Genomic DNA, 21,732 nt, shown 5'->3' on the forward strand with positions numbered 1-21,732 from the left:
AAGGATTGTTTGCATCACTATAGATAGAAGTCTTACTTGCGATGTACACAGGCTCTGTTATAAATGCCCTACCGGATAGTGAGAATGTCGTTAATGAATACCCATTACCTAAAATATTTACAACGTGGCCTAACCCTCTTTTCTGCCTTGCTGCTCCTGACAGGTTGCCAGATCGAATCTAACCCGAAAAGTGATCTCGATAAAATACGCGAACGAGGTGTATTGCACGTAGGCACACTGAATAATCAGCTCTCTTATTATATTGGCCCTGACGGCCCCGCAGGGCTTGATTATGAGATTGCTCGTGACTTTGCCAACCAACTTGGCGTAAAGCTAGAGATGAAACCTGCGTATCGCATTTCTAGCCTCTACCCGGCGCTAGAAACGGGTGAGATTGATATGATCGCGGCTGGGCTGAGTCAATCAGAAGATCGCGTGCGCCGTTTTCGAACCGGCCCTGCTTATTATTATGTCAGTCAACAACTGGTTTATAAGAAAGGTCATTGGCGACCGCGTAACATCGACCAGTTAGTAGAAAGCTTGCCTGAGCTTACCGCGGCAAACCAAGGTGAACCGGTGCTCAATATTGTCGGTGATTCTCATTTTAATCGCACTCTTTCCGACATTCAGCAGCGACACCCTGACTTTGAATACAAAATTGCCCAAAATGCTGACGTCAACGATCTCCTCAAGCAAGTGTCTGAAGGTGACTTAATGTTTACCGTCGCAGACTCCGTCGAGGTTTCTCTTTCACAGCGTGTTTATCCAGACCTCGCGGTCGCATTTGAACTGACCGAAGATCAACCTGTTTCTTGGTTTACTCGCCGCTCGGGTGATGAGAGCTTGTATGCTTTAATGATTGAATTCTTTGGCGATCTCAACCAATCAGGCCGTTTAGCAAGCCTGGAAGAAAAATACTTAGGCCATATTGGCAGCTTCGATTATGTCGATACTCGCGCCTTTATTCGCTCGTTGGACACTCGCTTGCCCAAATGGTCACCTCTGTTCAAAGAGTACTCGGATGAATTTGACTGGCGCCTTATTGCCGCTCTTGCCTACCAAGAATCCCATTGGAACCCACGCGCTAAATCTCCTACTGGGGTGCGCGGTATGATGATGCTAACCCTCCCAACGGCTCGTAGTGTCGATGTAAGTAATCGTCTCGATCCAGAACAATCTGTTCGCGGTGGAGTCGAATACTTGCGACGTATGGTGTCACGTATTCCCGATAGCATTAATGAACACGAGAAGATTTGGTTTGCTCTGGCATCATATAACGTTGGTTATGGTCACATGATGGATGCACGCCGTTTAACCAAAAAACAGGGCGCAAACCCAGACTCTTGGGGCGATGTGAAAGACCGCTTGCCGCTACTTCGTCAACGTAAATACTTTAGTCAAACCCGCTATGGCTATGCGCGAGGTGATGAAGCACGCAATTACGTCGAAAATATCCGTCGGTATTATCAAAGTATTATTGGCCATGTTGAGCAACAAACCACGGACAACAGTGACGTGGATATCAATGACCTCACAGTGATTGAACTTCCTGAAGAGGCACTTTCTGGTGCTGAGCCAAGCGATGCCACCGATGCGCTGCAGGAACAACTCAATGAGTTGATGCTCGGTGAACAAGCGGATGAAAGCGATGACTTACCCGCTGATAACCCAGACTTACCACCAGCACCCGAGGTTGATTCCAGTGGCGATCTTATGGGGAAATAAAGCGAAATATCGATAAATAGCCGCGAAACATAAAAACAAGAGGGGAACCCCCCTTCCCCTCTTGACCTAACACTACAAAGCCCCTACATTTATTGTCGCCGTTTTGAGCGCAAAGTAATCCGAGCTCTCTCCTTGGCTGACCATTCATATCAGCCATCGGCATATCACATTACGTTGGACATTTGTGGAGAAAACTGATGATGCGTCGTCGTCAAACACAAGCGAAACGCTTGTACAAAACCGTCTCTGCTAACCGTCGTAAACGCAAGCTAGCCAATAATAAAAAGAAAATTATTTGGCGACACAGAGCCTTTATGCAATTGTTAGCGTAGACAATCAGGAAGTAGACACCGATTTGGTGTTTACTTACCCCCACCTTCATTAGGCTGCGGGTTCTGTTGTCGTTTGGTTGCTTTTATCTCTTTACGCCGACGTTTAAAAAAGGCCTGCAGTTGAGTTCGGCATTGCTCTTCAAGTAACCCTCCCTCAACCGTTGCATAATGAAACGCCGCCTCACTGTTAAATAGATTCAGCACCGTCCCCGCTGCGCCAGCTTTCAAATCGGGCGCACCAAATACAATCCGTTTCACTCGGCTGTGCAATAGAGCACCAGCGCACATTGGGCAAGGCTCAAGCGTCACGTATAACGTTGTGTCGAGCAGGCGATAGTTTTCAATGATCTGCCCGGCTTCGCGCAGTGCTTGCATTTCGGCATGAGCAGTGGCGTCATGCTGAGTGATTGACTGATTCCAACCACGCGCAATCACCTGATTATCACGCACGAGCACCGCGCCAACAGGCACTTCGCCTTGGCGTTCGGCCTGCTCGGCGAGCTCAATCGCCAGCCGCATAAACTGTTCGTCTTGGGTACTAAAAGCGCTTAAAGTCATAAAATTTAGCCAGCATTAAATCAGAGTCGACATCAACGCCGAGAGTATAGCGTTTTCACACCGTAATCTTAAGCGAGTTCTCGATTAACGCCCTTTTAAACCTTCAACCAAATGGTCGAGCAACATCTTGGTTTTATAAGGAAGAAAACTTTTTTGTGGATACAATGCCCAAATCCCCTCTTCTTTTTCACGAAACGGCAGCAAGAGCTCAACCAAATCGCCACTCTCAAGGTCTTGATGCACATACACATCGGGTAACTGGGCAATACCTATTCCACGTTTCGCGGCCATCGCTAAGAAGTGACCACTGTTACAACGAAAACGGCCATCCACTCGAATCTGCCGATGGGCGCCTTTTTCACTAAACCGCCAATAGGGTTGGGAACCCACCAAGCACTGGTGGTACGAAAGCTCGGCCAGTGAATGGGGTTGGCCGTATTGAGCTAGGTATTGCGGGCTCGCACACACATGCATTTGCCGCGTACCGAGCTTCTTGGCAATCAAGTTAGAGTCTGACAAGTTGCCGAGACGAATGGCTAAGTCGAAACCGCCCTCTATAATATCGAGCTGACGGTTAGTCAGTACGATATCCAACTGCAGGTCGCTATGCTGCTCGGCAAAATCCGTGAGCAATGGAGCCAGTTCGTTTTCACCAAAATACACCGGCGCGGTTAAGCGAATTTTACCTTTCACCGCCGATTGCATCTCCGTTAGCGCACTGTTCGCCGCTTCTAGGCCAGAAACCAATTGCTTACAATGATGGTAATAGACTTGGCCCGCTTCCGTTAAGGCGACACGACGAGTGGTGCGAACAAACAGTTTAACCCCAAGATGCGCTTCTAAACGTGCAATACGTCGGCTCACCTGAGCGACCGACGTAGAGAGCTGATTGGCCGCCGAAGTAAAACTTTCTAACTCCGCAGCCGAGACAAATTCTGATATTCCTTCCCACTGACTCATAACTCTCCCATTATTACAAATATGTAATAGTGTTTTGCTTTTTAGCTATATTATAAAACCATAAAAAAGAATTAAACTAGTCTTGTATTATTCAGCCAACAACACGAAGGAAATCCAATGACTGATAAATTCATCAAATCACGTGCAGCGGTTGCATGGGGACCAAAAGAACCACTGAAGATTGAAGAAGTCGACGTAATGTTGCCAAAAGCGGGTGAAGTACTGGTTCGCATCGTTGCAACAGGGGTTTGCCACACCGATGCTTTCACGCTTTCTGGTGAGGATCCTGAAGGTGTATTCCCAGCAATTCTTGGCCACGAAGGTGGCGGTATTGTTGAGATGGTTGGCGAAGGTGTCACGAGCGTTGAAGTGGGCGACCACGTGATCCCTCTCTACACCGCAGAATGTGGTGAATGTAAATTCTGTAAATCAGGTAAAACCAACCTATGTAGCGCCGTTCGTGAAACACAGGGTAAAGGTCTCATGCCTGACGGAACGACTCGTTTCTATAAAGACGGTGAGCCTATCTTCCATTATATGGGTTGTTCAACGTTCTCTGAATATACAGTTCTGCCTGAAATCTCGCTGGCTAAAGTCAACAAATCAGCGCCACTTGAAGAAGTGTGTCTCCTTGGTTGCGGCGTTACCACAGGTATGGGCGCAGTACTCAATACCGCTAAAGTAGAAAAAGGCGACACTGTCGCGATTTTCGGTCTCGGCGGTATCGGACTGTCTGCAATTATCGGCGCACGCATGGCTGGCGCTGGACGCATCATTGGTGTCGATATCAACGACAGCAAATTTGAACTGGCCACTCAGCTAGGGGCAACCGACCTTATCAATCCAAACGACTACGACAAACCTATTCAAGAAGTGATTGTTGAACTAACCGACGGCGGTGTCGATTACTCATTTGAATGTATCGGTAACGTCAACGTGATGCGCAGTGCACTTGAATGTTGTCATAAAGGTTGGGGCGAATCCGTTATCATCGGTGTTGCAGGTGCAGGTCAAGAAATCTCAACCCGTCCATTCCAACTCGTCACAGGCCGTGTATGGCGTGGTAGCGCATTTGGTGGAGTGAAAGGCCGTAGTGAACTGCCGGGTATTGTAGAGCAATATCTCGCCGGTGAATTTGGTCTTCAAGAGTTCATTACCCATAACATGGGTCTTGATAACATCAACGAAGCCTTTGAACTCATGCACGAAGGCAAGAGTATTCGTAGCGTTGTATTGATGGACGAAAAATAATCAGTCAGCCTAGGCCCGCCAAGCGCGGGTCTTTTCAAAAGGAGCATTCAATGAGTCTTGCTTTACACAGCCAGGCCAAAGTCTTTGACGGCTGGCACAAGCAGTATACCCATAGCTCAGCAGTGCTTAACTGCGACATGCGTTTTGCGATCTTTTTGCCACAAGAAGCGAGCTTTGAAAACCCAGTCCCTGTCTTGTATTGGCTTTCAGGTCTAACTTGCACCGACGAAAACTTCATGCAAAAAGCCGGAGCTTTCCAAAAAGCAGCAGAACTTGGGATTGCGATTGTCGCTCCGGATACCAGCCCTCGCGGTGAAGGCGTCCCTGACGATCCAGAACAAGCTTACGATTTTGGTTTGGGCGCAGGTTTCTACCTTGATGCGACACAAGCACCTTGGGATCAGCACTACCATATGTATTCCTACGTGACCAAAGAGCTTCCAAAATTGATCGAAGAGCACTTCCCCGTTACGTCTGTGAAGTCGATCTCAGGCCATAGTATGGGTGGTCATGGCGCACTGGCGATTGGTTTGAAAAATCCGCAGCAGTATCGCTCAATTTCCGCCTTTTCGCCGATTGTTCACCCAACCATCTGCCCTTGGGGAAATAAAGCGTTCAGTCACTATCTGGGTGATGATAAGAATACATGGTTAGCGTATGACAGCTGTGAGCTTCTCAGAAATAGTGAGCAATCGCTGCCAATTTTGGTTGATCAAGGTGAAGCGGATAACTTCCTCTCCGAGCAGCTAAAAACCGAATATTTTGTGGCTATCGCGGACAAAATGGACCGTGACATCACTGTTCGAATGCAGCCGGGCTATGACCATAGCTACTTCTTTATTCAAACCTTTATTGATGAGCACCTTGAATTCCATGCTCAACATCTTAAAGGCGCATAGGTGGATTGAGCAGGTATCACAATGAAAAAGAGCTTTTGGTTACCTGTAGACCAAAAGCTCTTTTCTATCCGTTATCTCAAACCAAAATCAATGCTTAACGCTCAAACTCACCGAACTCAAAAAGTCGCGTTTCCAACGCTACACTCTGCTCTTCTCCATGGCGATCCAACCAGTTTGCTTCGATTTGAATGTCTCGTAACCCTTCCACACCACCTTCTTCAATACGCCAAGTCAACTGATACCTAAAATGTGAATCGTCACTGCCTGATATAAGATTGGTAGCGAAATCCGCAACGGGCCGAGTAGGGAGCGAACTGGTCGCGCCTCGAGAATAAAACCAAGTTAATTTCTCTTCCATCACCATCAATGCTTGCTGGCGATGGCGAGCAAATTCACTTCTTTGTTCCAACTCAATGTGCAGCTTCACCAAACCTAATGTTGCCGTCGCGATCAACATCATCGACATCATCACCTCAACAAAACTCAGCCCTTGCTGACTATTTGGCATACCATGATCCTTTTCGCCATCTCACCGAGCGTAACCTCTGAAGAGGCGCATTGAGCACATCACGGTCAAACCTAATTTCAAGTGCAGACGCCACCAATGCCTGATGAGGTGCAATATCCAACACTAAACCACCTTGTGGTCGAACATCGCCATGTTGAAAATAAACCAACTGCTCAAGCTCAAGCCGCTCACTTTGCGCTAATGCTTGGTTGAGCACTTGCCTTTGGCTTGCTGCTATGGCTTGCCATCCTGAAGATATTTGCTGCGATGTGAGCGGTTGCTCAATCAACTGATAGATCATTATCGGTAATTCAGCCTCACCACTTAATGATAAAACGCCATTTTGGATCACAATTAAAGCGCCGAAAAAGGTAGAAGAGGCTGGGTTTAATAGGTATTTAAGAGCAAAAAGATCATCGGTATCCAAATGACAACTGCCGTAAATCCAAATAAGATTTTCCCCATTAAAAAACGCCTGATGTAATTGCTGGGCACAGTCACTGATCACTTGGCTTTGAGGCAATTGCGCTTGGCTAAAGCGTATAACGCCCTCGCTATCGGTTAAGCTTTGGTGAGCAATTTTAAAAAACTCTGGCTGTGACATGACCTCAAACCATTGATGGCGAGCGGTCCCAAACAGGTTTTCAAACGGTGCCAGCTGTGGATCCACAACGACATCTTGCTCAAAGCTAGAGCCACGGTTAACAACCGTTTGATAACCAGAGAAACACGCTTGTGATGGCGGGAACTCCGCGTATGGCAACGAGGTATGTAACCCATGATTGACCAGTTCACCGCCGAGTACCAATCGGCCTTGGTAAGCAATTAGGCGGCAGCGCCAGAGATTATCCTCAACCCACTCGCCAGCATCTGGTATCATCATCGCGCCAGCCGCCAGTTCTAGCTCTCCACGTAACGTTAACGGCGCTGTCGGGCTAACAGTTGGAAACTGTAACTCACGGCGTAAAACCACGAATCCAACCTCCACTTGAAGCAGATAGCGTTGATGACCTGAAGCAACAAGATGTATTTGCTCATCTTCTTCTACACATGACTCCGCGAGCATCTGAGACAAGCGTTTCTGCTCAGACGCTTTTGCTAGCACACACTGCAATATACCTTCTGCTTGCCAATGTTGAGTACGGCTGATGACTTCATTTTGCTCGCGTTTCAATTGGTAAAAAACACTGCGGTAACTTGCCATCACCAGTAATAAAACCGCGCCTAACAACAGTGACGTAACCAGCAATGTCGCCATTCCTTGCTGAGTTTGGCGAATCATAAGCTGTTCCTCGGAGACAAGGTTAAAGTGAGTGATTCGGTCACTGAAGCGTTTTTCGTCAGCTGAGCATCAAGGCTCACGCTGACAACCTCACGACGTGCTTTGGGCCCAGTATAGACCTCACGCTCAAGACGAAAATGACGAATGTTGATCTGCTGTTCATCAAAGAGCGAATAGCAGTAGCCGTTAAAGCCGGAAGTGGCAGCAGAGGCAAAGCGGAGTACCTCACTCTGGCTTTTCTCACAAACTTTAATGGTACCGCGCTGCTGGCTAAGTGCCTCAAACTTATAAACCACATGGAAAAACGGCTCAGTCGCACGTTGATCGTAATAGAGAAAGCCCAGTGATTGAGAGTGCGTGCCGAGTGCAATAAGATTCTCAGCGCCAGAAAGGGTGAGCGGCTGTTCATTCAGAGGGTGAAAGCCAGCTCTGGCACTTTGTTCTTTCATCTGAGCCACTGCGCTAAAAATATTTTGACTCAGTAATAATTGCTGATTTTGACGGCTCACCGCTGAATGAATAGATAAAAACACACTGCCTATCAGCCCAATAACCACGACGGATAAAAGCGCTGAAATGAGTAGCTCAATCAGCATAACGCCTTGCTGATAACCCAATTTGCACCTAGGAAGCGCAATTGGGGTAACCATATGCCGAACCATTTTTACCACAAATTCGAATACGACTCGCGCCGTATGACGTCACCAGTTTGAGAGACTTTTGGGTATGGTGAATGACGTGGAATTCAATCGAACCATTCTTAATTTTACCGCGAACACCATCAAACTTAATTTGATTGGCACTAAAATCGGGCGACAACTTAATTTGACGATAGGGTGCCCCTGAAAACGTCATTAGTACCGTCCCTCCTTGCCGCTCAGAGTCAGTCAGTTCAATCAACCACTCGCTCTGCTGCTTGTGAGACTCAGGCATAATAAAGTGTGCCCATAAATCCTGGTTACGAAATATCGCTTCTGACTTCGCTTGATAAAGAAAACTCTGTAATGAACTGGCTAAGCTCGTCATTTGAGTTTGGGTGGACAAACTTGAAAAGTTAGGGATCGACAGTCCTAAGACAAGTGCCATAACGGCAATACTAACCAGCAGTTCAAGTAGGGTAAACCCGCGAGTCATTTCCAAAATCCTTTTTGCAAACAATGAGATGTATTGAATTTCATTGTGCTTATCCTAGCAGAACACCAAGATATGAGAAAAAGGGGACATGACTGTTACACGAAACGATTCGAAAAATTCAATGTAAGGAGCCCGCCATGAAACCTCAAGGCATGACACTGATCGAATTGCTGATCGTTGTCGCCGTTCTATCGGTGCTATTAAGTATTGCGTATCCAAGCTATACCCAACACCAACTCACTCGTCACCGTCAGCAAATACAAACTGATATGGCTCGAATTCAACTGCGACTTGAACAAGATTATGATCAAGGTTATCAGGTTGAGAGCATTCTATCGGCTGGCGAATGTTTGATTTGCAGTTCGGATGCTTCGCGCTATCGCCTCGCCATCGACCATGAAATGTATCGCTACGTTATCCGAGCGATACCAATTGGGCATCAGTTACAAGATCAGTGTCGTGGTCAGGGTTATAATGAGCTCTCACTCGACTCTTCAGGACAGGCCGCGCCAGTAAATTGCTGGCACTAAAAAGCCCGCATCAAGCGGGCTTTTCTCTCACCAAGAAACCTAAGATTAAACAGCTTGAGGAACCCAGGAATCGACAACTTCGGGTTGCGGGAATCCACTGGTTAACACTCGTAAATAAGCATCTTTAGGCGTGTTATCACCCTGCCCCTGAATACTGACAATATCTTGAGGGCAAGCTGAAAAGGCAACGTAGCAATCCATTTCCGCACGTAAAATGATGTAGTCTCCAGGTTGAGTTACGGTAGGGAGCGTTTTTAGCGTGATGCCATCGGGCTGAACTTGAATATTCATAAAAATATTCAATGACGCCAAGTTACCGCACGGCAAACTCACTCCGAGCTCTTGCATCGCTTGATGCAAATTATCATGACAATTACGGTGCGGCTCAGTACAACCTAACAACTCATAACGTCGCGCATCACACGCTGCCATAAACGAATCATGAACACCAGGTGACGTATCTTCAACCAATGTCAAAATCGGGTGACGCTGATCAGTGATGAAACTGTCTCCGACGATGGGGTTTAAACGCTGATTCCAAACACGTGTCGCTTCCATACACATATATTCATTAATGTCGTCGGCATTATATGCCCAACAGTCAACAACTTGGGTTCCATGCAAGTTCACCACTTGCACTGCTTCTCCTTTTGCCAAACGCACCGCTTTTCCATAGCGAGCAGGAATAACCATTTCTTGACGACACACAATTTCGTTACTCATTCTATTCTCCTAGGCACCCGCATTGAGGTAACGCGTCATTCGCGACTCAGTCCGGCGGGCAAGCCAATCAATAATGCTGTTTAAAATCCAATAAATTGCCGCCACGGTAAGATAAATTTCTAACGGAGCATACGTCTCCGAGATCGCTTGTTTCGCTGCATACATAAATTCTTGTACTGAAATGACGGAGAGCAACGCAGAATCTTTGATTAACCCAATCAGTAGCCCAACTAAGGGCGAAATCATTTGCGGCACGCATTGTGGTAACACCACTTTGCCAAGCGTTTGACGTCGATTCATACCAAGTGAATGACAGGCTTCCCATTGCCCTTGCGGCAGGTTGCGAATGGCTGAACGAATAACCTGGGCAACATACGGTGAGTAATATAACGTCAAGGCGACGATGCCTACCGTTGGGGAAGACCAAATAACATCGAATTCAGGCAGTACGAAATACAGCACATACAACACAATCAACAACGGTAAGCTGAGAGTAATATCTGAATAAACCTGTACGATTCGACGCAGTTTGAGAGGGTTGCGCAGCAAGACAAAAGCGATCAATGCACCTAAAAGCAATGTCAGCGTGGCGGACAACAAACACAGCTTTAACGTATAAATGAACCCATCGGTTAAAGTAGGTAATGAGCTGACAACCGACGACCAATCCATATTACTATCCTCGCTTTAGCTCAAAGTGACGGGCGCATTTAATCAAAGGAAACGCAATCAACATGTAACCTACAGCCACAATCGTCATGACAGTGGTGGCTTCATAGGTTCTCGCAATCACAATTTGTCCTGAGTAAGTGAGCTCGGTTAGCGCCACGACAGAAGCCAGTGGCGTTGTTTTTAATAAAATGGTGAATTCATTGACCAGCATCGGCACACTAGCCCGAACAACCTGTGGCGTGGTGATATACCACCAAGTCATTCGGCGTGTGAGCCCAAGAGTACGTGCAGCTTCCAGTTGCCCGGCAGAAACCATCGTGTGGTTTACTCGAAAAATTTCGCTCACATAGGCCCCACTATTCAAGCCTATCGCAATGACAGCGGCAAGCATCGGCTGTCCGCCAAGCCCAAAGCTAGGAAGCGCGAAGAACACGACAAACAGTTGAACGATTGCCGGAGTACCACGCATGATACTGACATAGCTACGGCCAATAAAACGCCAGAAACGATAAGGTCGTAGTTGTAAATAGCAGCCTAACTGTCCCATACACAAACTCAGGAGCGAGGCCATCACGGTTAACTGTAAAGTAATCCACAGCCCGTGGCCCAACTCGGGAAGCGCCGCTAGAATCTGTTCACTACTACTGCCCATCGTTCCTCCGATTAGTCATTAAAACCCGATAAATCTTCTGCCACTGATAACTGCACAGCTGCAGGTTTGTCATTGCCCTCAATCCCGGTGCAACACGTTGAGACAATAAACTGAGTATCACTGACCACTCGACATGTAATGCTATCGCCTGCCTTGGTTAAGTTAGGCTGAGGAATAATTTTCCCTTCGCGAGTCAGTTCCACATGCATAAATAAGTTTATGGGATCGGGTAACTTGGGCACGTTCATCCCGAGGTCAGCGAGTGTGGCTTCAACGGCTTCAATGCATCCTTGTCCTGCATAGCCTTTATCTGCAAGCCACTGAGTTGTAGAGCCAGGAAGTAATAAATCATGACGCTTAACATCGTCTTTACCCAATACCATCATGGGACGACGGCGGTTGTTGACCATTCGCATTCCAGAACCAAGTAGATAACTGTTACTAAACACTCGGGTATGGTGAACAGAAAGCCATTCGTTAGGATTGGTTGTACTGAAGCCAAATAGTGAGGCGACAGCCCCCTCTTCCAGTGCCGTAATCCGTAAAAGTTGACCGCGCAGCACTTTAATTGCTCCTGATGTGCCAGCTTCAACCGTGACGGGTTCAGCTAATTCACGAACTTGTGTTTCGCTGTATGCTTCTCGCATTAATAACATGATCGTCTCCTACTGCTGAATCGGTTGGTTATCAACGCGAATATCGATGGGGGTAACCTGCAAACCATTACCCGGAATAATATCTTGTGGGCAAGAAGACACAGCGCAGACCAAATCACACAAAGCTTCAAAGGTGATAGAATCACCTGCTTTGCTATTCGGGTCGGTCACTTCCATCTTACCTTCAGCAGTCACTGGGCCGTTTTGGAACAAATTAAATGGCTCAGGCAAACTATAGTAAGTCACACCATGCTCACGCATGCCTTCCAGTAAGTTGTCCACGCAGTTGCGATGCCCTTCAACCGCAAAATCAATGCTAAAGCGAGTACGGTCACAAGCCGGCACGTTCGCATCGTGAATCCCGATGGTATCGGAAATAATCTTAAGCATGGGCCGATTATTGCTTGACCACAACTCATCACCCGGCTCAAAAAACAGCGAACGAAGGTGCTGACGAGTGTGAACAGGGGACAGCTTCTCATCGATATCATTCGCATTCACTGCCACAAAATCCGCGGCTTGCTGACCGTCACTATCAATCACAGTAATTTGCTGACCTTTACGAACAGTGAAAGTTTGTCCGTGGCCGGCTGGTACATGAATATTCTGGCACATCCTCTGTTACTCCTCGGAAATGAAGTTGTCAGCCGGTACCGTAAAAGTGGCACCAAGGAACTGTTTTTGTAGCTGAGTCAGCTCACCACTCTCTTGCATGGCAAGAATATGCTCGCTGAGGGCTTTATTGAGTTCCGTATCCTGCTTGCGAGTTGCCCACCCCATCCACTGGGTAGGCCCAAGCTCACCCACTTTCTTCAAACGATTAGGATACTTGGTTACAAGAGGTGCCAGCACAGAGATGTCATCCATAACGAAATCCGCGCGTTTGGTCATTAATGTTGAGACGGTTTGGTCAAGGGTATCAACACTGATGATAGTGATAGGCTCCTTTCCGGCGTCACTCAGCGTTTGGTTGAACGACTTAAGCAGCTTTTCTGGCACGCTGGTACTCTTCACTGCACCACGCAATCCTGAAAGGTCTTCAACCGTCAACATTTTTGCTGCATAATTTTCAGCAAGCTCACTACGCATCATGACACCATTAACCGTTTTACTGTAAGGGACAGTAAAGGCCACTTTCTTAGCGCGCTCAGGTGTATAGTTTAAGGAGGAACCTTCGGCATCAAACGAACCAGAAATTAGGCCAGGTAAAATGCCACCAAAAGACATTTTTTGCATTTCAAGTTTGAGGTCATGCTTCGCCGCAAAGGACTTCATGATCGCGACGCTATAGCCAACAATCTCACCCTGATTATTGGTGTATTCATAGGGAGGGAAAGTAGGGTCAATGCCCACCGTCATTTTTCCACTACTTTTGATATCAGCTAAGGTATTAGCATTCGCTGTCGACATCACCCCTAGTGATAAGGCGGTAATCAGCAGTGTCGTTATCTTTTTCATCTCTAGATTCCTTTACTTCAATGAAACATCTCTAGAGATAGAGCACTTATTGTGCCAATTTATTTATTTGCTCGTTTAAAAAATCATCAAAATTGCATTTTTAACCTTTCAAAACAATAAGAAACACATGTTTCATGAAATGAAATAATCGTTTCACAAATTCCTTAAAGTTATAAAAATAACAATCGCCGTCAGCAAGATTGCACGATAACGGTGAAGAAATCATTGCAGGTCGCACCAAACTAAAGCGTGAGTTAACTCAGTTCATCAATCCATTGATGAGCCAGTTCGATTCGTGACAGTAAGTCTTTCCCATTCTTTTCGACTTTTTGCCCAACCAGAGAAGTGAGAAGGTTACACACACCGGATAATGATGCTGTGCTATCAAACATCATGCTGCTTTCCGTATGGCAACGGATTATCCAATTGGCGTGTTTTACCGACTTGCCTGATAGTGAGTCGGTAATGTAAATCATCGGTACACCGAGCTCTTCCAGAGCGCCCATTGCGGAATCAAGAATCGACATTCGGCGTCTTAGTCCAACACAAATCGCAACATCTTGTGAGTCAAGCGCGGCTAAATGTTCAGCCAGTGAATCGCCCGTACGAGGCAATAAGCGCACGTCTTGATGAAGGTTGATCAAATCGCGATAAATCACTGTCGCGATCGAATAACTATGCCGCCAGCCAAGCACCACAACTCGTCTCGCTTTAGCGATGGCGGTGGCCATGTCATCAAGTTGCTGGTGATCAATAAGGCGATAGGTATTGACTAGGTTTGCAATCTCTTTTTCCAAATGAGATTGAACGATGTTATCGATTGAGGAGTCTCGAGATAGCGCTTGTAAATAGAGTGGCGAGCCGCTATTTTGCATCTCGCGCGCCTGACGTCGTGCTTCATCATAGCTATCATAACCAAGATGGCGGAAAAAGCGTGATGTCGTGGCTTTTGAAACGTTTGCACTCTCCGCCAGTTCGGTGGCCGTATTCATCGCTAACTGTCCTGGTGCAGCAAGCAATACGTCAGCCAGTTGCTGCTCATGGCTTGATAATTTTTCCCAATTCTGACGTATACGGTTCTCTAACGAGAGTGATTTCTTGGGCATATACATTTCCCTACTACTTTTATTTCCCTATACCTAGCATGGCCGTTCGCCCAATACTGAGCTTGTTGTAGCGAGTTTACAATAACTGTGCCATTCTCATACGCTATGTTACCAGAACTCACCTCAAGCTCGCATAAGCAGCGCCATGAAGCTTGATGTGAAACAGACATAAAAAAAGTGGCCCTTATTTACTAAGAGCCACTTAATTGCTGAGTGTTTAGATTAACTGGTTAGGTCATCAAAAAACTTCTTAACGCCTTCAAAGAAGCCTTCAGACTTCGGCTTATGCTTGGTCGCGGCATCACCACCACAAGACTCTTCAAACTCTCGTAATAGCTCTTTTTGGCGTGAACTCAAGTTGACTGGGGTTTCTACTGCCAATTTAACAATTAAGTCACCCACGCCGCCACGTACGCCTTTCACACCTTTACCACGCATGCGGAACATGCGTCCCGTCTGAGTTTCTGCAGGTACTTTGAGATTCACTCGGCCATCTAAAGTGGGTACTTCAACTTCCCCACCCAGCGCTGCCATGGTAAAGCTAACCGGTACTTCGCAATGTAAGTTGTTACCGTCACGCTCAAAAATATGGTGATCTTTTACGTGAACTTGCACATACAAGTCACCAGCGGGTGCGCCCATTTCGCCCGCTTCACCTTCGCCAGAAAGACGAATACGGTCACCCGTATCGACACCTGCAGGAATTTTAACATTCAGCGTTTTACTCTTCTGTTTACGGCCATGACCATGACAATCATCACATGGATCTTTAATGATTTGGCCCTTGCCGTGACAGGTTGGACAGGTTTGCTGTACCGCAAAGAAGCCTTGACGCATCTGTACTTGGCCATGCCCATGACAGGTCGAACACGTTTGAGGCGATGAACCTTTCTTCGCACCGCTACCATTACACGTGTCACAGTGCACAAGCGTTGGTACTTCAATCTCTTTTGATACGCCACGTACCGCTTCTTCAAGCGTTAATTCCATGTTGTAGCGCAAATCTGCGCCACGTTGGGCACGCGCTTGGCCACCACCACGACGGCCACCGCCGAAGATATCGCCAAACACATCACCAAAAATATCACCGAAGTCAGCACCGCCGCCGCCAAAGCCGCCACCGCCACCGAAGCCGCCACCACCTTGTTCAAAGGCAGCATGACCGTACTGATCATAAGCCGCTCTCTTTTGAGGGTCGGTCAGTACTTCATACGCTTCTTTTACTTCTTTAAATTTGTCAGCCGCGCCTGCGTCATCTGGATTACGGTCCGGATGATATTTCATAGCAAGGCGTTTATAAGCCTTTTTAATATCGCGCTCTGCGGCATCACGGCCGACACCTAATACTTCGTAAAAATCACGTTTTGACATGTTGCTCGTCACCAAATGTTACTGCAAACGGCCCATTGCCGCTTGGTGGTTATATCGATATAGCTAAAGCAAAAAACTTTAGCTATACGGACACGCTTGACACATAGGCGGGCGTAAGAGTCTCCCCAAACGCCCGCGCAAATGCTTTCACTTGTTCCAGAAAATGCACGCTACATAAATTCGTGAGCACTTCCGTTACGAAATCAAGCGTAACGACTCAAAAATTATTTTTTGCCGTCTTCTTTTACTTCTTCAAACTCAGCGTCAACAACGTCGTCTTCTGGTGAAGATTGTTGTTGAGCACCTTCAGCGCCCTGAGCTTGTTGAGCTTGCTGCTGAGCAATTTCCATCAGCTTTTGAGCCGCAGCCATCAGAGCTTGAGTTTTCGCATCAATCGCTTCTTTGTCGTCGCCATTGCGTGCTGTTTCTAGCTCAGAGATTGCAGCATCAATTTTCTCTTTCTCATCAGCTGGTAGAGCGTCACCCGCTTCTTCCATCTGCTTACGAGTGCCGTGAATCATTTGGTCAGCTTGGTTACGTGCAGTTGCTAGCTCTTCGAACTTTTTGTCCGCTTCTTTGTTAGCTTCTGCTTCTTGAACCATTTTCTCGATTTCTTCGTCGCTTAGACCACCAGAAGCTTGGATCGTAATCTTCTGCTCTTTACCGGTGTTTTTGTCTTTCGCTGAAACATTCAGAATACCATCGGCATCCAAGTCGAACGTTACTTCGATTTGCGGCATACCACGTGGTGCAGGCTGAATACCTTCTAGGTTAAATTGACCTAGAGATTTGTTGTAAGTCGCTTGCTTACGCTCACCTTGCAGTACGTGAATGGTTACTGCACTTTGGTTATCTTCCGCTGTTGAGAACACTTGGTTCGCTTTAGTCGGAATAGTGGTGTTCTTCTCGATAAGCTTGGTCATCACACCGCCCATGGTTTCGATACCAAATGACAGTGGCGTTACGTCAAGAAGAAGAACGTCTTTCACATCACCCGCAAGAACACCGCCTTGAATTGCAGCGCCGATAGCAACCGCTTCATCAGGGTTCACGTCTTTACGTGCGTCTTTACCAAAGAACTCAGCAACCTTAGCTTGAACCATAGGCATACGAGTTTGACCACCAACAAGGATTACGTCAGTGATATCACCAACAGAAAGATCCGCATCAGCCAGAGCAACTTTTAGTGGCTCAAGTGAACGTTGAACAAGGTCTTCAACTAGAGATTCTAGTTTCGCACGAGTCACTTTCACGTTCATGTGTTTAGGACCAGTTGCATCCGCAGTCACGTATGGCAAGTTAACGTCAGTTTGAGAAGCAGAAGAAAGCTCGATTTTCGCTTTTTCAGCCGCTTCTTTCACACGTTGCATCGCAAGTGGGTCTGTTTTTAGATCGATTCCTTGTTCTTTCTTGAACTCATCAACCAAGTAGTTGATTAGACGGTTATCAAAGTCTTCACCACCTAGGTGAGTATCACCGTTGGTTGCAAGAACTTCGAAGGTTTTCTCGCCTTCAACTTCATCAATTTCGATAATAGAGATATCGAATGTACCACCACCAAGGTCATAAACAGCGATAGTGCGATCACCGCCTTTTTTGTCTAGACCGTAAGCCAGCGCTGCTGCTGTTGGCTCGTTGATGATACGTTTCACTTCAAGACCCGCAATACGACCCGCATCTTTGGTTGCTTGACGCTGTGCATCGTTAAAGTAAGCAGGAACGGTAATAACAGCGCCTGTTACTTCTTCACCAAGGAAATCCTCAGCGGTTTTTTTCATTTTTTTCAGTACTTCAGCAGAAACCTGAGGAGCCGCCATTTGTTGGCCTTTAGCTTCAACCCAAGCATCACCGTTGTCTGCTTTAACGATTTTGTACGGCATGATAGAGATATCACGTTGTACTTCTTCGTCTTCAAAACGACGACCGATTAAACGCTTAATTGCAAATAGCGTGTTGGTTGGGTTAGTTACCGCTTGACGTTTTGCAGGCTGACCTACTAGCGTCTCACCATCTGTATATGCAATTACTGATGCTGTTGTACGCTCGCCTTCCGCATTTTCAATAACGCGTGGCTTGTCACCGTCTAATACAGCAACACATGAGTTAGTAGTACCTAAGTCAATACCAATGATTTTACCCATCAGGCTATCTCCGAATAAATTCTATTTTCGTTTGGTTTATATCCCCTTATGTGGGGATGGAGAATTGGGATTCAACCCTGCTCACAAACAAAAACATTAATGTTTGCTTCTCTTATGCACCTTAGATAAGGGCGCCAAATATGTTTTCAAGGGGGAATTCAAAAAAAGTTGTTCTTTTTCTTCTTTTCCGCCGTTATTTGAACAAATGTTGAATTTGTTCAGCTTACTGCATGAAAAAGGAGGCGATTCTCGCCTCCTTTTCAACTATTAATGTAGGCTGTTTATTTTGAAACCATAACCATTGCAGGACGAATCACTCGGCCGTTCAATTCATAGCCTTTTTGCATCACAAACATCACCGTATTCGGCTCATGATCAGGGCTTTCTTGAATTGACATCGCTTGATGCAATTCTGGGTTGAACGCTTCACCCTCAGGGTTGATTTCGCTCAAACCAAATTTCGTCACGACATCAATGAAGGTTTTATGTGTTAGCTCAACCCCTTCGAGGATTGGCTTCACAATTTCATTTTCAGCATCTGCCGCTTGAATCGCACGTTCTAAGTTATCAATAACTGGCAACAACTCTTCAGAGAATTTGTTCAGTGCGTATTTACGCGCCTTATCAATCTCTTGTTCGGTGCGGCGACGCATATTTTCAACTTCCGCCTTGGCACGAAGCACCGAGTCTTGTTGCTCTTTCACTTTCGCTTCGCTGGCCAACAGCGCGGCTTCAAGTTGAGCAATTTTGCTGTCTGCGTCATCTAGCTCTGATTCTTGGTTCCAATCGATATCCGCTTCCATACCCACAGCATCGACATCGTCTTGTTGTTCAACGTTCTCTGGCTGTAGTTCTTCTTCGTTCGGTTTGTTTTCTTCGTTGCTCATGAATATCTCCGAGAATTCAACGTTAAGGTGCTTGCCGCTCAGACCAGCGGAATTAAACACATAAAAATTCGCATAAATACGTGACTTGCCATTATTATGGGGATGAAGAAACTCGATTCAAGCCTATTTCGTGTGGAAAAGTTATGAAAACACCTTTTGAAACGATCGCCATCATTGGGAAACCAAGAGATCAGCAAGCAATTCAAACCCATAAAGAGCTTTACTGCTGGCTTTCAGAAGAAGGTTATTCCGTCTTTATTGATGATAGATTAAGCGATATTTTGGTCGATCTTCCACGCGAGCATTTTGCAAGCTTACTTGAACTTGGGCAAAAAGCCGATTTGGCGATCGTGGTGGGCGGTGATGGAAATATGCTGGGTGCCGCACGTGTTCTATCGCGCTTTGACGTGTCTGTTATTGGGGTTAATCGTGGCAATCTAGGGTTTCTTACGGATCTCAACCCTGAAGACTTTCAAGCCTCGCTGCAAAAAGTGTTGCAGGGTGAGTATATCGAAGAAGAACGCTTTTTACTCGAAGCGGAAGTGCATCGCCATGGGCAAATCAAAAGTCATAACTCGGCACTCAACGAAGCGGTTCTCCACCCAGGAAAAATCGCGCACATGATTGAATTTGAAGTTTATATTGATGACAGCTTTGCTTTCTCTCAACGCTCGGATGGAATAATCGTCTCTACTCCAACCGGTTCAACCGCTTATTCTCTCTCTGGTGGTGGCCCTATTTTATCACCAAGTTTAAATGCTATTTCGTTAGTTCCTATGTTTCCTCATACCTTGTCTTCTCGTCCTCTCGTGGTTGACGGCAATCGCCAAATTAAACTCATCGTCTCACCAGATAATCGAGGAACACAAGAAGTAAGCTGCGATGGGCAAATCTCTTTACCTGTCTCCCCTGGGGACGAAGTGCTTATTTATCAAAGCCCTAACGTTCTGCGTCTTATCCACCCTCAAGATTACAGCTACTATCACGTCCTACGAAATAAATTAGGTTGGTCAAGTAAGTTGTTCTAGTTCCAAATTTTTTCAACTGAACAAAAAAAACGCACCTCAAGATCTTTACTGTATAAAGAAACAGTATATACTGTTTTCTTATACAGTATTGTTCAATTATACAGGTGCAAAAATGCTGGCTCATCTAAGTGTTAATAATTTCGCTATCGTCAAATCCTTACAACTGGAACTTGCTAAAGGAATGACCACCATCACTGGGGAAACTGGTGCGGGTAAATCGATCGCCATTGATGCTCTCGGCTTATGTTTAGGTGGCCGCGCAGAAGCTGGTATGGTGAGGCCCGGTGAGGAAAAAACCGAGGTTAGCGCCGCGTTTTTGCTCGACAATAATATTCACGCCTCGCGCTGGCTGGAAGATAACGATCTCCTTGATGGCAGCGAATGCATATTGCGCCGTATTATCACCAAAGAAGGCCGTTCTCGTGCGTTCATTAATGGCAGCCCAGTTCCTTTATCTCAATTGAAATCACTAGGGCAACTACTGGTCAACATCCATGGACAACATGCCCATCATCAATTGATGAAAAGTGAGCATCAAATGTCGATGCTTGACCAGTACGCAGGCCACGTCAACCTGACTACAGCGACTCGTAAGGCGTACCAAAAGTGGCGACAAGCGGATAATCAACTCAAACAACTGCGCGAAAACAGCCAACAAAACCTCGCACAAAAGCAGCTACTCGAATATCAAATCAAAGAACTTAACGAGTTAGCCATTGGCGAAGAAGAGTTTACTGAGTTAGAACAAGAACATAAGCGTCTTGCTAATAGCGGTGAACTGGCGGCAACCTGCCAACAGGTCATTGAACAGCTTTATGAAGGCGAAGAAGTTAACGCATTGGGTATTTTGCAAACCGCTAGCCATTCAATGATTCAAATTGCTGAAATGGACAACGCACTGAGCGAGCTTCCAAACCTAATTTCAGAAGCGATGATTCAGATTGAAGAAGCCAACAATGAATTACGCAGCTACCTTGATAGTATTGATGTCGACCCAGCACGAATGGCCTTTGTTGAAGAACGCTTCTCCAAAGTTATGTCGGTGTCTCGTAAACATAGTGTGATGCCAGAGGAACTTTATCAGCATCATCAAAATTTGCGCCAAGAAATAGAGCAACTTGATTGCTCTGATGAGCGAATTGAAATGATCGAAGCTGAAGTAGAATCGCTGTATCAAGCCTTTCTAGTCAGCGCTGAGAAGCTGCATAAATCTCGTAGTCGCTATGCCAAAGAACTGAATAAGCTGATCACCAAGAGTATGCATGAGTTAAGTATGGAGAAAGCACAGTTCTCTATTGAAGTGATGAATAATAACGAACATCCATCACCACTCGGCATGGATTCCGTCTGCTTCTTAGTCTCAACCAACCCAGGCCAACCCTTGCAGCCAATTTCAAAAGTGGCTTCCGGTGGTGAATTATCACGAATTTCATTGGCAATTCAAGTAATTACGGCGCAAAAAGTCGATACTCCAAGCCTAATTTTTGATGAAGTAGACGTAGGGATCAGCGGACCAACAGCTGCCGTCGTTGGCCGCATGCTTCGCCAACTTGGTGAATCAACTCAGGTATTGTGTGTTACTCATTTACCTCAAGTTGCAGGCTGTGGTCATCAACAACTGTTTGTGGCAAAACAAACCAAGAAAGGCCATACCGAAACACAAATGCACTGTTTAGACCAAGAGCAACGTATTTCTGAGCTCGCTCGCTTATTGGGTGGAAGTGAGATTACCCAATCAACGCTTGCCAATGCCAAAGAGCTATTAATCGCCGCGTAAACACAGAAATATTCGCTTAACTTTGCAACCAAATTCAAAAATAACGGTCTGAAACAATTCAATCGCTGGGCATGTTTTTACT

General features: G+C 46.2%; 23 protein-coding genes. 7 read left to right on the plus strand and 16 right to left on the minus strand.

The window, feature by feature from the left end:
* Positions 1 to 93: 93 nt before the first annotated feature.
* Entirely contained in the window at positions 94 to 1,725 is a 1,632-nt protein-coding gene (mltF, locus tag ACFFUV_RS08545) for a membrane-bound lytic murein transglycosylase MltF (protein ID WP_390191906.1), read from the plus strand.
* A 197-nt stretch (positions 1,726 to 1,922) separates the two neighbouring features.
* Positions 1,923 to 2,057, plus strand: coding sequence for a hypothetical protein (locus tag ACFFUV_RS08550; protein ID WP_390191935.1), 135 nt, complete (start codon positions 1,923 to 1,925; stop codon positions 2,055 to 2,057).
* A 30-nt stretch (positions 2,058 to 2,087) separates the two neighbouring features.
* On the opposite strand, the gene tadA is transcribed toward ACFFUV_RS08550, so the two are convergent.
* Positions 2,088 to 2,615: a tRNA adenosine(34) deaminase TadA gene (gene tadA / locus ACFFUV_RS08555; RefSeq protein WP_390191224.1), complete on the minus strand. Its 528-nt coding sequence runs from the start codon at positions 2,613 to 2,615 to the stop codon at positions 2,088 to 2,090.
* A gap of 84 nt (positions 2,616 to 2,699) precedes the next feature.
* Complete coding sequence (locus ACFFUV_RS08560) at positions 2,700 to 3,575, minus strand: LysR family transcriptional regulator (RefSeq protein WP_390191226.1); 876 nt, start codon at positions 3,573 to 3,575, stop codon at positions 2,700 to 2,702.
* Positions 3,576 to 3,692: 117 nt separating this feature from the next.
* On the opposite strand from ACFFUV_RS08560, the gene ACFFUV_RS08565 reads away from it, so the two are divergent.
* Together ACFFUV_RS08565 and fghA are read left to right on the plus strand one after the other, a co-directional pair.
* The gene (locus tag ACFFUV_RS08565; RefSeq protein ID WP_390191229.1) at positions 3,693 to 4,826 is read left to right on the plus strand and encodes an S-(hydroxymethyl)glutathione dehydrogenase/class III alcohol dehydrogenase; all 1,134 of its coding nucleotides are present in this window, start codon (positions 3,693 to 3,695) and stop codon (positions 4,824 to 4,826) included.
* 50 nt (positions 4,827 to 4,876) lie between these two features.
* Positions 4,877 to 5,725 carry an S-formylglutathione hydrolase gene (gene fghA, locus ACFFUV_RS08570; protein WP_390191230.1) on the plus strand — a complete coding sequence of 283 codons (849 nt, stop codon included), beginning with the start codon at positions 4,877 to 4,879 and terminating at the stop codon, positions 5,723 to 5,725.
* Positions 5,726 to 5,819: 94 nt separating this feature from the next.
* Here fghA and ACFFUV_RS08575 read toward each other — a convergent pair whose 3' ends face one another.
* The 4 genes from ACFFUV_RS08575 to ACFFUV_RS08590 are packed head-to-tail and all read right to left on the minus strand — an operon-like array spanning position 5,820 to position 8,649.
* Positions 5,820 to 6,233: a type IV pilus modification PilV family protein gene (locus ACFFUV_RS08575; RefSeq protein ID WP_390191232.1), complete on the minus strand. Its 414-nt coding sequence runs from the start codon at positions 6,231 to 6,233 to the stop codon at positions 5,820 to 5,822.
* Positions 6,223 to 7,515: a hypothetical protein gene (locus tag ACFFUV_RS08580; protein ID WP_390191235.1), complete on the minus strand. Its 1,293-nt coding sequence runs from the start codon at positions 7,513 to 7,515 to the stop codon at positions 6,223 to 6,225. Before ACFFUV_RS08580 ends, ACFFUV_RS08575 begins: the two co-directional genes overlap by 11 nt.
* Positions 7,512 to 8,165 carry a PilW family protein gene (locus ACFFUV_RS08585; protein ID WP_390191237.1) on the minus strand — a complete coding sequence of 218 codons (654 nt, stop codon included), beginning with the start codon at positions 8,163 to 8,165 and terminating at the stop codon, positions 7,512 to 7,514. The genes ACFFUV_RS08580 and ACFFUV_RS08585 overlap by 4 nt, the downstream gene beginning before the upstream one ends.
* Positions 8,140 to 8,649 (minus strand): GspH/FimT family pseudopilin, encoded by a 510-nt coding sequence (locus ACFFUV_RS08590; protein ID WP_390191239.1) that lies wholly within the window; start codon positions 8,647 to 8,649, stop codon positions 8,140 to 8,142. The genes ACFFUV_RS08585 and ACFFUV_RS08590 overlap by 26 nt, the downstream gene beginning before the upstream one ends.
* 137 nt (positions 8,650 to 8,786) lie before the next feature.
* Between ACFFUV_RS08590 and ACFFUV_RS08595 the strand changes: the two genes are divergently transcribed.
* Positions 8,787 to 9,179 (plus strand): type IV pilin protein, encoded by a 393-nt coding sequence (locus ACFFUV_RS08595; RefSeq protein WP_390191240.1) that lies wholly within the window; start codon positions 8,787 to 8,789, stop codon positions 9,177 to 9,179.
* A 45-nt stretch (positions 9,180 to 9,224) separates the two neighbouring features.
* On the opposite strand, the gene ACFFUV_RS08600 is transcribed toward ACFFUV_RS08595, so the two are convergent.
* The 10 genes from ACFFUV_RS08600 to grpE form a co-directional block, all read right to left on the minus strand.
* Positions 9,225 to 9,902, minus strand: coding sequence for a DUF1989 domain-containing protein (locus ACFFUV_RS08600; protein WP_390191242.1), 678 nt, complete (start codon positions 9,900 to 9,902; stop codon positions 9,225 to 9,227).
* Positions 9,903 to 9,911: 9 nt separating this feature from the next.
* Positions 9,912 to 10,574, minus strand: coding sequence for an amino acid ABC transporter permease (locus ACFFUV_RS08605; protein ID WP_390191244.1), 663 nt, complete (start codon positions 10,572 to 10,574; stop codon positions 9,912 to 9,914).
* Between the two features lie 4 nt (positions 10,575 to 10,578).
* Positions 10,579 to 11,226, minus strand: a complete 648-nt coding sequence (locus ACFFUV_RS08610; RefSeq protein WP_390191245.1) for an amino acid ABC transporter permease — start codon at positions 11,224 to 11,226, stop codon at positions 10,579 to 10,581.
* 11 nt (positions 11,227 to 11,237) lie between these two features.
* A complete protein-coding gene (locus ACFFUV_RS08615) occupies positions 11,238 to 11,882 on the minus strand; it encodes an urea carboxylase-associated family protein (protein ID WP_390191248.1) in 645 nt (214 codons plus the stop codon).
* A 9-nt stretch (positions 11,883 to 11,891) separates the two neighbouring features.
* Entirely contained in the window at positions 11,892 to 12,497 is a 606-nt protein-coding gene (locus tag ACFFUV_RS08620; protein WP_390191251.1) for a DUF1989 domain-containing protein, read from the minus strand.
* A 6-nt stretch (positions 12,498 to 12,503) separates the two neighbouring features.
* Positions 12,504 to 13,340 (minus strand): transporter substrate-binding domain-containing protein, encoded by an 837-nt coding sequence (locus ACFFUV_RS08625; RefSeq protein ID WP_390191254.1) that lies wholly within the window; start codon positions 13,338 to 13,340, stop codon positions 12,504 to 12,506.
* Positions 13,341 to 13,594: 254 nt separating this feature from the next.
* A complete protein-coding gene (locus ACFFUV_RS08630) occupies positions 13,595 to 14,446 on the minus strand; it encodes a MurR/RpiR family transcriptional regulator (protein WP_390191257.1) in 852 nt (283 codons plus the stop codon).
* Between the two features lie 222 nt (positions 14,447 to 14,668).
* A complete protein-coding gene (gene dnaJ, locus ACFFUV_RS08635; RefSeq protein WP_390191259.1) occupies positions 14,669 to 15,817 on the minus strand; it encodes a molecular chaperone DnaJ in 1,149 nt (382 codons plus the stop codon).
* A 224-nt stretch (positions 15,818 to 16,041) separates the two neighbouring features.
* Entirely contained in the window at positions 16,042 to 17,958 is a 1,917-nt protein-coding gene (dnaK, locus tag ACFFUV_RS08640) for a molecular chaperone DnaK (protein ID WP_390191260.1), read from the minus strand.
* A 281-nt stretch (positions 17,959 to 18,239) separates the two neighbouring features.
* Positions 18,240 to 18,845, minus strand: coding sequence for a nucleotide exchange factor GrpE (gene grpE / locus ACFFUV_RS08645; RefSeq protein WP_390191263.1), 606 nt, complete (start codon positions 18,843 to 18,845; stop codon positions 18,240 to 18,242).
* A gap of 143 nt (positions 18,846 to 18,988) precedes the next feature.
* Here grpE and nadK point away from each other — a divergent pair, with 143 nt between their 5' ends.
* Positions 18,989 to 19,873 (plus strand): NAD(+) kinase, encoded by an 885-nt coding sequence (gene nadK / locus ACFFUV_RS08650; RefSeq protein WP_390191265.1) that lies wholly within the window; start codon positions 18,989 to 18,991, stop codon positions 19,871 to 19,873.
* A gap of 112 nt (positions 19,874 to 19,985) precedes the next feature.
* Positions 19,986 to 21,650: a DNA repair protein RecN gene (recN, locus tag ACFFUV_RS08655; protein ID WP_390191266.1), complete on the plus strand. Its 1,665-nt coding sequence runs from the start codon at positions 19,986 to 19,988 to the stop codon at positions 21,648 to 21,650.
* Positions 21,651 to 21,732: the final 82 nt, after the last annotated feature.

It is taken from the genome of Vibrio olivae (genome assembly GCF_042428525.1).
Classification (GTDB): Bacteria; Pseudomonadota; Gammaproteobacteria; order Enterobacterales; family Vibrionaceae; genus Vibrio; species Vibrio olivae.